Annotated in this window: 8 protein-coding genes; 4 read left to right on the top strand and 4 right to left on the bottom strand. The window is 67.7% G+C overall.

The window, feature by feature from the left end; translation table 11 throughout:
- Positions 1 to 40 precede the first annotated feature (40 nt).
- From ACIGXX_RS05325 to ngcE, 3 genes are all read right to left on the bottom strand, one after another.
- Positions 41 to 934, bottom strand: coding sequence for a carbohydrate ABC transporter permease (locus ACIGXX_RS05325; RefSeq protein ID WP_351158246.1), 894 nt, complete (start codon positions 932 to 934; stop codon positions 41 to 43).
- A 21-nt stretch (positions 935 to 955) separates the two neighbouring features.
- The gene (locus ACIGXX_RS05320; RefSeq protein ID WP_351159327.1) at positions 956 to 1,870 is read right to left on the bottom strand and encodes a sugar ABC transporter permease; all 915 of its coding nucleotides are present in this window, start codon (positions 1,868 to 1,870) and stop codon (positions 956 to 958) included.
- Positions 1,871 to 2,060: 190 nt separating this feature from the next.
- The gene (gene ngcE / locus ACIGXX_RS05315) at positions 2,061 to 3,494 is read right to left on the bottom strand and encodes an N-acetylglucosamine/diacetylchitobiose ABC transporter substrate-binding protein (protein ID WP_351158243.1); all 1,434 of its coding nucleotides are present in this window, start codon (positions 3,492 to 3,494) and stop codon (positions 2,061 to 2,063) included.
- 522 nt (positions 3,495 to 4,016) lie between these two features.
- Here ngcE and ACIGXX_RS05310 point away from each other — a divergent pair.
- Together ACIGXX_RS05310 and ACIGXX_RS05305 are read left to right on the top strand one after the other, a co-directional pair.
- A complete protein-coding gene (locus ACIGXX_RS05310) occupies positions 4,017 to 7,877 on the top strand; it encodes a GH92 family glycosyl hydrolase (protein WP_366462155.1) in 3,861 nt (1,286 codons plus the stop codon).
- A 210-nt stretch (positions 7,878 to 8,087) separates the two neighbouring features.
- Positions 8,088 to 10,445 carry a hypothetical protein gene (locus ACIGXX_RS05305; protein ID WP_399972964.1) on the top strand — a complete coding sequence of 786 codons (2,358 nt, stop codon included), beginning with the start codon at positions 8,088 to 8,090 and terminating at the stop codon, positions 10,443 to 10,445.
- 12 nt (positions 10,446 to 10,457) lie between these two features.
- On the opposite strand, the gene ACIGXX_RS05300 is transcribed toward ACIGXX_RS05305, so the two are convergent.
- Complete coding sequence (locus tag ACIGXX_RS05300) at positions 10,458 to 10,868, bottom strand: ATP-binding protein (RefSeq protein ID WP_351158234.1); 411 nt, start codon at positions 10,866 to 10,868, stop codon at positions 10,458 to 10,460.
- Between the two features lie 153 nt (positions 10,869 to 11,021).
- Here ACIGXX_RS05300 and ACIGXX_RS05295 point away from each other — a divergent pair, with 153 nt between their 5' ends.
- Both ACIGXX_RS05295 and ACIGXX_RS05290 read left to right on the top strand, forming a co-directional pair.
- Positions 11,022 to 11,807, top strand: coding sequence for a helix-turn-helix transcriptional regulator (locus tag ACIGXX_RS05295; RefSeq protein WP_399972960.1), 786 nt, complete (start codon positions 11,022 to 11,024; stop codon positions 11,805 to 11,807).
- The gene (locus ACIGXX_RS05290; protein WP_399972957.1) at positions 11,804 to 12,055 is read left to right on the top strand and encodes a DUF397 domain-containing protein; all 252 of its coding nucleotides are present in this window, start codon (positions 11,804 to 11,806) and stop codon (positions 12,053 to 12,055) included. The genes ACIGXX_RS05295 and ACIGXX_RS05290 overlap by 4 nt, the downstream gene beginning before the upstream one ends.
- Positions 12,056 to 12,059: the final 4 nt, after the last annotated feature.

Below are 12,059 nucleotides of genomic sequence, written 5' to 3'. Positions count from 1 at the left end.
ACCACTTTCGTGGCCAAGCTGAAATCACCGGCGGACAGGGTCACTTGAGAGCCCCCGCGGTGAGGCCGGCCTGCACCTGACGCTGGAACACCGCGTACACGACGAGCACCGGAAGCATCGCGATCGTCAGACCCGCGAAGAGCGCTCCCCAGTCGCCCCGGTACCCCTGCGAGACCGCCAGCGTGGCGAGCCCCTGAGGCAGCACGTAGCTGCTCTCCTCCTCGTTGTTGAGCAGCAGCGGAAGCAGGTACTGGTTCCACTGGCCGAGGAAGTTGAAGATGCCGATGCTGACCAGGCCCGGCTTGGCCATCGGCAGCATGATCTGGAAGAACGTCCGCGTGTGCGAGGCCCCGTCGACCATCGCCGCCTCCTGGACGCCGGTCGGCAGCGTACGGAAGAAGGAGGTGAGGAAGAAGGTCGTGAAGGGCAGCGAGTACGCGATGTACGCGATCATCAGGCCGGGCCGGGTGTCCAGGAGGCCGAAGTTCTCCATGACCGCGAAGAGCGGGACGAGGGCGAGGATGACGGGGAACATCATGCCGCCCGCGAAGAGCATGAAGATGAAGCGGTTGCCCGGGAAGGTGAAGCGGGCGATCACATAGGCCGCCATCGAGCCGAGCAGCATGGTGCCGGTCAGCGAACCCGCCAGGATGATCACCGAGTTGATGGCGTACTGGCCGATGTTCGCCTCGGTCCACGCGTTGCTGAAGTTCTCCCAGTGGAAGGAGGTCGGCCAGCCCATCGGATCGCTGAGGATCTCGACCGAGGGGCGCAGCGCGGTGAGGGCGACCCAGATCAGGGGGCCCGCCGCGAGGACCACCCACAGGACGAGGAAGGCGTGCGAGAAGACGTTCAGGGTCGCGCCGCTCGCCGAATCGCCCTCCCGGCGGGGTGTGTCGGCGGACTCGGCGCGGGGTGCGGTGGTCGTGGTCATGATGCAGTGCTCCCGCGGTCTTTAGTATTCGATCCGGTCGCGGTTCCCGATCCTCATGACGATCAGCGAGAACGCCATGCTGAGGACGAGGAGGACGACGCCGATGGAGGTGGCATAGCCGTACTGACCGTCACGGAACCGTTCGTAGAGGAAGACCGGGGTGACCTTCAGGACGTGTTCGGGAACCATGACCAGGACGATCGCGAACGAGTCGAGTGCCTGGATGCCCATGTAGATCCAGCCGGTCCGCACGGTGTCCCAGATCAGCGGGAGCGTCACGCTGAAGAAGGTCCGCCCGCGGCTCGCGCCGTCCAGCAGCGCGGCCTCGTAGATGTCCTTGGGGATCGCGCCCATCGCGGCGGAGAACAGCACCACGTAGAAGCCGACGAAGCTCCAGGAGAGCACGATCATCACGGCGATGAGGGCCAGGGAGCGGTCGCCGCCCAGCCAGGCCGGGCCGTCGACGCCCAGCTTGTCGAGCCCGCCGTTGATCAGGCCGCTGTTGGTGTTGAAGACGCGGCCCCAGACCACGGCGATGATCGCGACGGACAGGACCTGGGGGAAGAAGTAGACGACTTTGTAGACCGACGAGCCCGCGACGCCCGCGATGGCCTGGCCCTTCCGGTGCCTGCCGCCCGACGTGATCATGTACGCGAAGAACATGCCGAGCACGAGCGTGATCACCGGGGCGACGACCGCCAGGGTGATGCTCACCTCCAGGGACTCCCAGAAGCGCTCGTCGTTCCACATCTTGGTGAAGTTGTCGAAGCCGATGAAGTTCGCCACCGGCCCGCCGGACCAGTCCGTGAACGAGTAGTAGATCGCCTGGATGAAGGGCGAGATCACGAACAGGGCGTAGAACGCGAGCGGCAGCGACAGGAAGCCCGCGATGAAGCGGTACTTGTCGAGCGTCCGGTAGCGCCGGTCGTAGCGCACGCTCTGCGGGGTGAAGCGGGGCGGAAGGAGCACCGCCAGGACGAACAGCAGCCCGTTCGGCGACTTGGGCCGTCCTGCCGGGTCCGGTGCCTTCTTCGAAGGTGGCGAATCGCCCACCCGGGTGTCAGTCTTCACGCCACTCCGCCCCGCCTCGTTCACGTGCTCGCGTTCTCGGTCGATCCGCTGCTGATCAGGACTTCTTGACCTTGACGACGTCAGGGTCCTTGAGGATCCGGGCTCCGGCCTTCTCCATGATGTCCATGGCCTGCTTGGTGCCGATCTGACCCAGCATGAACTTGGCGATCATGTTGTTGAAGTCCTCGCGGAACAGCTCGTTGTACCAGTCCATGTGCTTCGCGATGACGACGTTCTTGCCGGCGGCCTTGATCGCCGCCTGCACGCTCGCCACACCGTGCGGCATTTCCTGGCCGTCGATGGCCCCCTTGACCACCGGCAGAGCGGAGAGCTCCTTGAAGTTGTTCAGGGCGGCTTCCTTGCTGTACATCGCCCGCAGCCACTCCAGGCCGCCCTGCCGGTTCTGCGCCTTCTCGGGGACGACGTAGAACTCACCGGCCGGAGCGTTGATCGTGCCGAACGGCATCTTGTCGCCGGAGTCCAGTGACGGGCTCGGGCCGAACGACATCCCGAAGTCCTTCGGGGTGGTGTCCTTGGCCTCGTTCTCCACCCAGGAACCGTTGGGCACGAAGACGCACTTGCCCCCCTTGGTCCAGGCGGTCTGCATCTCGGTGTGCGCCTCGGTGCCGTCGAAGCCGGTCAGGACGTACTTCTTGGCGACCAGTTCCTCCCAGGCCTCGAAGACGTCCTTGACCGCGTCGTTCTTCCAGGCGCCCGGCTCCAGGTAGTCCATGGCCGTGGTGATCTCGCGCCCGCCGCGCTGCGCGAACATCGTGTAGATGCTGAAGAACATGTACCGCGGGTGGCCGCCCGGGTAGCTCCAGCCGTGGATGCCCTTGGCCTTGGCCTTCTTGCAGACGGCCAGCATCTCGTCCCAGGTCTTCGGGTACGCGGAATCCAGGCCCTCCTCAAGGAGCTTCTTGGAGTAGAAGGTGCCGTAGACCGTCAGCGAGATGCCGGCCTGGAAGGTGCCGGGGCCACCGAAGTTGCCGCTCGCCTCGACCGCCGGTTCGAGGATGTCGCGCACCTTGACGCTCGGGTCGTCCCACGACGGCGCGTCGAGCAGCTCGGTGAGGTCCGCCACCTGCTTGTTGGAGACCAGCTTGCCCGGGTTCATCTGGTCGGCGCCGGAGTTGTTGATGACGTCGGCCGTCGGGTTGCCGCGGACGATCTTCGGCTGCACCTGAGTGGCGATCTTCGTCGTCGACTTCTGGGCGGCTTTCGAGTCCGGGTACCGCTTCTTGTACATGTCGGTCACGAACTGGGCGTACTTGTCGCCGTAACCGCCGTTGAAGACGACCACGGCGAGCCCGGCGTCGTCCTTCACGCCGAGCGGGTTCTTCTTGGACTTCTCGCCCTTCTCCGCCTTGTTCTCGTCCCCGCCGCCGCTCGCGCAGGAGCTCAGGGCGCCCACGGCCGGCACGGCGAGAAGGCTGGTGGCCGCCGCCCTCTTCATCACGTCACGACGGTTGATGCTGGTGGATCCCATGCTCAAGTCCTCGCCTTCCAGGACTCAGGCGGCGTACGGGGCTCCCGACAGCTCGCCAGTGGCGAAGGGCCCGACACCGCGGGTCAGTTGAAGCTTGGTGGTACCGAACGTGCGACAACTACATGGCAAGGGCTTGCACCCGCCACTCAGGGTGCCGATAGGTATAGTCCACTCCTCCGCAGCAGAGCAAGATCGAATGCAGCTTCGGCCAGCAGTCTTTCCCGAGTTGAGACCTCGCGGAGATATGGACTGGTTCGTTCACGGCGTGAGCAAATTCGGCCAGGGGATTCGGTCGCGCCGAAACCCGCCTCCGCTCGCCCCTCACCGATCTTCCCTGGCCCCTCCTTGCTCCTCATTGGACTTTCTCCTCGATCCCCTTGGACTTTCACCGGGCCCCGCCCACTCCCCCACCCACTCCACCGGCCCCTTCAACAGCCTTGACACCACCGGCAACTTGGCGCCCTACTGGACCTTGCGCAGCCACGTGACAACGTTGTCCAACTCGCAGGGAGGGGCTCGAGGATGCCGCACAGATCACGCAGACCTCGCTTCAGACACCACCGTTCGGCCGCGGTCCTCGGAGCGGCCGCGTTCACGCTCGTCGCGACGGCGCAGGGCGCGGCCGTCGCCAAGCCGGAGGAACCGCCCAAAGCCGCCAGGGAGTTCGTCTCCTCGTTCGAGGAGGGCGACGCCCAGCCGGACTGGCTGAACACGGTCGACACCGGCCCCGACGGCAAGAAGCGCACCGCCGGTGTCAACGGAGCGTTCAGTTCGGGAATACCCGGAAGTGTGAACGACCACGTCACGGAGGTCCGCGCCAGCGGCGAGAACTCCGGCAGCGGCGAGGTCAAGGAGAACCTGGTCGACGGTGAGCCCACGAGCAAGTGGCTCACCTTCGCGGCCACCGGCTGGGTCGAGTTCGACCTCGACGAGCCGGCCAAGGCCGTGACGTACGCGCTGACGTCGGCGAACGACCACGACGAGCGCGACCCGAAGGACTGGACCCTGCAGGGCTCCACGGACGGCAAGGACTGGAAGGTCCTCGACACCCGAAAGGGTGAGGCGTTCGACAAGCGTCACCAGACGAAGAAGTACGACTTCGAGAACGGCACGGCGTACGCGCACTACCGCCTGGAGGTGACCGCCAACAACGGCGCGTCCGACGCGCTCCAGCTCTCCGACGTCCACCTCTCCGTCGGCGGCAGCGAGACGCCCGCCCCCGAGGACATGCTCTCCCTCGTGGACCGCGGCCCCAGCGGCTCCCCGACCGCGAAGTCGGGCGCCGGGTTCACCGGCAAGCGCGCGCTGCGCTACGCGGGCACCCACAAGGTGGACGGCCGCGGCTACTCGTACAACAAGGTCTTCGACGTGAACGTCTCGGTGCGCCGGGACACCGAGCTGTCGTACCGGATCTTCCCGTCCATGGCCGAGGGCGACCTCGACTACGACGCCACGAACGTGTCCGTGGACCTGGCCTTCACCGACGGCACCCATCTGAGTGACCTCAAGGCCACGGACCAGCACGGCTTCCCGCTGACCCCGCAGGGCCAGGGCGCCGCGAAGGGCCTCTACGTCAACCAGTGGAACAACGTGGCCGCGCGGATCGGGCAGGTCGCGCGCGGCAAGACCGTCGACCGAGTGCTCGTCGCGTACGACTCCCCCAAGGGCCCGGCGAAGTTCCGCGGCTGGGTGGACGACGTGTCCCTGAAGGAGAAGGCCCCGGCGAAGCCGAAGGCCCACCCCTCGGACTACGCGGACACCACCCGCGGCACGAACTCCAGCGGCGGCTTCTCGCGCGGCAACACCTTCCCGGCGACGGCCGTCCCGCACGGCTTCAACTTCTGGACGCCGGTGACCAACGCGGGCTCCCTGAGCTGGCTCTACGACTACGCGCGCGGCAACAACGCGGACAACCTGCCGACGATCCAGGCGTTCAGCGCGAGCCACGAGCCGAGCCCCTGGATGGGCGACCGGCAGACGTTCCAGATGATGCCGTCGGTCGACAAGGACACCCCGTCCGCGTCCCGCACCAAGCGCGCGCTGCCCTTCAAGCACGAGAAGGAGACGGCACGCCCGCACTACTACGGCGTGACGTTCGAGAACGGTCTGAAGGCCGAGATGGCCCCGACCGATCACGCGGCGATGATGAAGTTCACCTATCCCGGTGACGACGCGAGCGTCATCTTCGACAACGTCTCGGAGAAGGGCGGCCTCACCCTCGACAAGGAGAGCGGTGTCGTCAGCGGCTTCTCGGACGTCAAGTCCGGGCTCTCCACGGGTGCCACGCGTCTGTTCGTGTACGGCACCTTCGACGCGCCCGTCACCGCGGGCGGCAAGCTCGACGGCGGGGGCGGCGGTGACGTCACCGGCTATCTGCGCTTCAAGCCCGGCAAGGACCGCACGGTCAACCTGCGCCTCGCGACCTCGCTCATCAGCCTCGACCAGGCCAAGGCCAACCTCGGCCAGGAGATCCCCGCCGGCACCTCCTTCGAGCGCGTGAAGAACCGCGCGCAGAAGAGCTGGGACGACATCCTCGGCAAGGTGGAGGTGGAAGGCGCGAGCGAGGGGCAGCGGACCTCGCTCTACTCCAGCCTGTACCGCCTGTACCTCTACCCCAACTCGGGCTTCGAGAAGGTCACTTCGGGCGGCAAGTCGAAGTACCAGTACGCCTCGCCCTTCTCGCCGCAGACGGGTCCCGACACCCCGACCCACACCGGCGCGAAGATCGTCGACGGCAAGCCGTACGTGAACAACGGCTTCTGGGACACCTATCGCACGACCTGGCCCGCCTACTCGCTCCTCACGCCGAAGAAGGCGGGTGAGCTGGTCGACGGCTTCGTCCAGCAGTACAAGGACGGCGGCTGGACGTCGCGCTGGTCCTCGCCCGGCTACGCGGACCTGATGACGGGCACCTCGTCGGACGTGGCGTTCGCCGACGCGTACGTCAAGGGCGTGGACTTCGACGCCAAGGACGCGTACGACGCCGCCCTGAAGAACGCGACGGTCGTACCGCCGAGCAAGGGCGTCGGCCGCAAGGGGATGGAGACCTCTCCCTTCCTCGGCTACACCCCCAGCGAGACCCACGAGGGCCTGTCCTGGGCCCTGGAGGGTTACGTCAACGACTACGGCATCTCGCGCATGGGCCAGGCCCTCTACAAGAAGACGGGCGAGAAGCACTACAAGGAGGAGTCGGAGTACTTCCTCAACCGTGCCCGGGACTACGTGCACCTCTTCGACGGCAAGGCGGCCGGGGAGGGCTTCTTCCAGGGCAAGGACAAGAAGGGCGACTGGCGCGTCCCGTCCGAGAAGTTCGACCCGCGCGTGTGGGGCCACGACTACACGGAGACCAACGCCTGGGGCTACGCCTTCACCGCTCCCCAGGACTCGCGCGGTCTGGCGAACCTGTACGGCGGCCGCAAGGGCCTGGGCGACAAGCTCGACAAGTACTTCGCCACTCCGGAGACCGGCTCCGCCGAGTTCGCGGGCTCCTACGGAGGCGTCATCCACGAGATGACCGAGGCGCGCGACGTCCGCATGGGCATGTACGGGCACTCCAACCAGGTCGCCCACCACGCCGCCTACATGTACGACGCGGCCGGTGAGCCGTCCAAGACGCAGGAGAAGGTCCGCGAGGTCCTCTCCCGCCTCTACACGGGCAGCGAGATCGGGCAGGGCTACCACGGCGACGAGGACAACGGCGAGCAGTCGGCCTGGTACCTCTTCTCCTCGCTCGGCTTCTATCCGCTGGTCATGGGCAGCGGCGAGTACGCGATCGGTTCGCCGCAGTTCACCAAGATGACCGTGCACCTGGACGGCGGGCGCGACCTGGTCGTCAAGGCGCCCAAGAACAGCGCGAAGAACGTGTACGTCCAGGGTCTGAAGGTCAACGGCAAGAAGTGGACCTCGACCGCCCTGCCCCACAAGGCGATCGCTCGCGGCGGCGTCCTGGAGTTCGACATGGGACCGAAGCCGTCGGCGTGGGGCACCGGCAAGAACGCCCAGCCGACGTCGGTCACGCAGGACGACAAGGTGCCGTCGCCTCGCGCGGACGCCATCAAGGGTGACGGCGCGCTCTTCGACAACACGTCGGACACGGACGCCACTTCGGCGGACGCCGTGGACCTGCCGGTGGGCAAGGAGACCAAGGCGGTGCAGTACACGCTGACGTCGTCCGCCGACAAGGCGAAGGCGCCGCGCGGCTGGGTCCTGCAGGGCTCCGCCGACGGCGAGAAGTGGAAGGAGCTGGACAAGCGGTCCGGCGAGTCCTTCGCCTGGGACAAGCAGACCCGGGTGTTCACGGTCGACAAGCCGGGGACGTACGCGCACTACCGGCTCGTGCCGGACGGTTCCGCGACGCTCGCGGAGGTCGAGCTCCTGAGCTGATCCGGCGGGACCGAACAGCGCGACGCGGGGGCGGGAGTGGAAAGTTCACTCCCGCCCCCGTTCGCGTGCGCCGCAGGAGCGTTGGCCGGAACACCCCTGGCCTCATCCTCCCCATGGCTGGAGACTCACCTCGCAACGCACCTTTTGTCATGATCACGCCATTGATCGACACTGATGGACACTGATCGCATCGTTGAGGGGAGATCATCCGTGTTACGAAGACCACGAAGACCCCGCTCGAAGGCCGTCGCCGTCATCGGCACCCTCGCCATCGGCGCCCCGCTCACCGTCCTCGGCCCCGCGTCCGCCGCCCCCGCCGCAGCCGACAAGGCCCCCAAGAGCAGCTGTACGGCGCCCGACGACTGGTCCAGCTGTGTACGGGTGACCACGCACCTGGACCAGGCCCCCTCCGTGGGACGGCAGGCCCGCCTCGACATCACCGTCGACACCCGCGTCGACCTCTCCGGGGCCCGCGTCCAGGCCGACCTGCCCGCCGTCGTCGACTGGGCGTCCGCGCCCGCCGGCTGGCAGTTCAAGGACATCGGCCCGCTGCTGCCCGAGGACGGCGGCGCGGTGCACCGCGCCCAGCGCACCGTCGACCTGGCCGCCGGGAAGACCCTGCGCTTCTCGCTCCCGGTCAAGGGCGTCAAGGCCGCCGCCACCTCCGTGCGCGCCCGCGTCGACGGCACGTCGGCCGAGCCCGTCGACCGCGACGAGCACCTCCAGCTCCTCACGGTCGGCGCCACGCCCGCCGCCTCGCACCTGGGCTTCGACCAGCGCCGCAACTCCACCGCGCTGCGCGAGCTCCCCGACGACGTCGAGCTCACCCCGGCCAAGCCCGAGCGGCCGTTCGAGCCGGTGGCCGGCCGCACGAAGCTGCCGAATCCGCACAGCGACGACGCCCCCTCCACCGACCCGTCCGTGCGGGCGCTCTCCTGCGTCACCGGCACGGTCGGCTACACGGAGCCGGGCGGCGCGCACCCCTCGCCGAACATCCAGGTCGAGGCCTGGGACGACGACTCCTTCGGCGGGGACGACCTGCTCGACTCCGCGCTGACCGACGGCAGCGGCGGCTTCCGGATGTGCTTCGACAACAACGACACCTCCGGCGGCCAGGACGTCTACGTCAAGGTCCGCACCGAGAGCGGCCTGTGGCGGATCGTCGAGGACAACTTCCTCAGCCGTGACGTCTACGAGTTCCGCTCCGGCCAGCGCGACAACATCGGTGACGGCCGCACGGTGAACTTCGGCCGCATCGCCCCCGGCGACCAGACGATGAACCGGGTCTTCCACGCGTACGACCTGGCGAACCAGGCCAAGAACTGGACGCCCGGCGAGTGCTGGGACGCCCGCGACTCCGGCGACTGCCGCCGGATGGAGATCATCTATCCGGACGACGACGCGGGCGACGGCAGCCGTTACGAGTGGGGCGACGAGAGCGTCTGGCTGGAGGCCGCCGCTCCCGACGACCGCACCGACACCGTCCACGAGTACGGCCACGCGGTGATGGCCGACGCGTACGAGGACAACAAGCCCGCCACCGAGAACTGCAGCCCGCACGCGATGGATACCCGCAGTTCGAAGGGGTGCGCCTGGGTCGAGGGGTTCGCGAACTTCTACCCGATGGCGATCTTCAACCGGGACGAGTACCGGGGCTGGCGCGTCGAGGACACCACGACCTACGACACCGGCGACGACACCGAGGGCCGGGTCACCGGCTCCCTGTGGGACCTCTTCGACCCGTCGGGCGAGCGCTACTGGGACCACCACCAGGAGGCCGCGACGGGCGCCATCTGGGACACCCTGCTGGACCGGCGGTCCACCACCTTCCAGGAGTTCTGGACCCACCGCGGCCAGGAAGGCCACGACGTGGGCTCGGGGCCGGGCGGCGCGCTCTTCCAGAACGGCATCGACTACGGCTTCCGCAACCAGCTCGCGGACGGCCAGTCCAAGACGCTGCCCACACCGGACCCGCAGCACAACTACCGCTACGACACCACCTTCCGCTTCTGGTCGGTCGTGGCGCTGCGGCCTCCGGCGGGCGTCGACTACGACCTCGACCTGTACGACGACCAGGCGCTCCAGCAGCGCCTCGACGTCAGCCTGGCCACCGGGGACACGGTCGACTTCATCGCCGTCGACTCCAACGCGCGTGGCCCCGGCGACTACTACCCGGTCGTCAAGCGGCCGCTCGGCGGCACGGGCACCGGTGAGTACCGCATCGAGCTCGCCGACAGCGGAAAGCTGCTCGGCGCCTCCGACACCAAGACGATGAACGGCGCCGACGACGTGACCGCCGTCTGGGACACCTGCCCGGTCGCGGGCACCGAGGTGACCATCACCGCGACGCCGTCCGACGCGAGCCAGGACGCGGAGCTGTTCCTGATGGACTCCGATCCGGCCGACGCCAAGACCGCCGTCCGTGGCCGTTACGCCGCGACCACATCGGCGACCGGGAACGGTCCCGGCCAGGCCGAGTCGTTCAAGTTCACCTCACAAGGAGGCTGTTACGGCGTCGTCCTCGTCAACAAGGCCGGGTCCGGCACGTACACCGTGACCTCGTCCTGACACCGCCACGGCCTAGCCCGTGGCGAACTCGCACCACACGACCTTGCCGGGATCGCGTTCCACCACCCCCCACTTGTCGGCAAGGGCCGCCACGATCAGCAGGCCGCGCCCCGACTCGTCGGCGTCATCACCGCCGCCGAGCCGGGGCCATCCGCCGCCGCTGTCGTGCACTTCGACACGGAGTACGTCGCTGTCGCGGCGCAGGTGCAGCCGGAATCCCCGCCCCGGCGGGACTCCGTGCAGCAGGGCGTTGGTCGTCAACTCGCCTACGCAGAGGGTGATGTCGTCCGCGCGCTCGCGGATGTCCCACCCGACGAGCGCGGCGCGCGTGAAGGCGCGGGCGGCGGGCACGGACTGGCGTTCGCGCCGGTAGAAGCGCTCGCGGGGGTCCCGCCGGAAGGGGAGTGGAGTTTCGTCATTCACGTGACGAGGGTCACACTCCGTGGTCATCATGAAGCAGTACGTGAACCCGTACAGCCGGGTTGTACGGGTTCGCCGCGTGAACGTGCGGCTTCTGGTGGGGAGTTGAACGGTATGAACAGCCCAAGGCGACGGTCACGGAGGAATGCCTCGGCGATGCGGATGGTGGGCGCGCTGCTCGCCGTCCACCGCGAGGCGGCCGGGTACACACAGAAGTCGCTGGCCGAGCGGTTCGTGATCGGCGAGGAGGCGATTGCCTCCATCGAGCAGGGGCGGCGGCCCCTGAAGATGGACCTGGCGGTGCAGCTGGATGAACTCCTGCGTACGCATGGGACGTTGCAGACGGCTGTCGAGAACATGCCGGAGGTGGATCTGGTTCCTCGGTGGGCCGAGGAGTATCTGGATTGCGAGCGGGAGGCGATCGCGATCTCCTGGTACGAGGGTCTGGTGCTTCCTGGGCTGCTCCAGACGGATGCGTATGCGCGCGCGGTCTTCCGCAGCCGCGTCCCGGTTCTCGATGAGGACGCACTTGAGCAGTTCGTCGCGATGCGAGTGGAACGGCAGGAAATCCTGCACCGCAAGGTCCCGCCCACGACCAGCTTCGTGATCTGGGAGGCCGTGCTGCACGATCGCCTCGGCGGCCAAGAGGTCTTCGTCGAGCAGCTGCATCGTCTGCGCGAGTATGCCGAACTGCCCGGCCTCACCTTGCAGATCATGCCGTTCCGTCGCACCACCCACGCGGCCCTCGACGGCCCGTTCGTACTCCTTGAGACGCCTGAACACCAGCGACTCGCCTACACCGAGACCCAACGCGGAAGCCAACTGATCGCTGATCCAGACGAGGTGGCGATCCTGACGCAGAAATGTGCGATGCTGCGGACACAGGCCCTCAACGCCGAGGACACGAGGGCCCAGTTGGTCCGTCTGCTAGGAGAGCAATGAGCGGCACCGCGCTTACCTGGTTCAAGTCGAGCTACAGCGGGAGCGAAGGCGGCGCATGCCTCGAAGTCGCCTACGCCTGGCGTAAGTCCAGCTATAGCAGCGAGCAGGGCGGCGCCTGCCTGGAACTCGCCGCTCACCCCGCCGCCGTACACATCCGCGACTCCAAGAACCCGGACGGGGCCCCGCACCTCACCGTGGCCCCGAGGGCGTGGGCCGCCTTCCTGGCTCTCCCCCAGGCCCGCGCCTGACCGC

The sequence above is a fragment of the Streptomyces sp. NPDC055243 genome (assembly GCF_044544025.1).
In the GTDB taxonomy this organism is placed as follows: Bacteria; Actinomycetota; Actinomycetes; order Streptomycetales; family Streptomycetaceae; genus Streptomyces.
The sequence above is the reverse complement of the archived record's forward strand: the minus strand, read 5'-3'. Positions and strand labels throughout refer to the sequence as shown.

Bases quoted from the DNA above. Each gene is read 5' to 3' on its own strand.
- ACIGXX_RS05325 (WP_351158246.1), bottom strand. From the start codon at position 934: ATGACCACGACCACCGCACCCCGCGCCGAGTCCGCCGACACACCCCGC.
- ngcE (WP_351158243.1), bottom strand. From the start codon at position 3,494: ATGGGATCCACCAGCATCAACCGTCGTGACGTGATGAAGAGGGCGGCG.
- ACIGXX_RS05310 (WP_366462155.1), top strand. From the start codon at position 4,017: ATGCCGCACAGATCACGCAGACCTCGCTTCAGACACCACCGTTCGGCC.
- ACIGXX_RS05295 (WP_399972960.1), top strand. From the start codon at position 11,022: ATGCGGATGGTGGGCGCGCTGCTCGCCGTCCACCGCGAGGCGGCCGGG.
- ACIGXX_RS05290 (WP_399972957.1), top strand. From the start codon at position 11,804: ATGAGCGGCACCGCGCTTACCTGGTTCAAGTCGAGCTACAGCGGGAGC.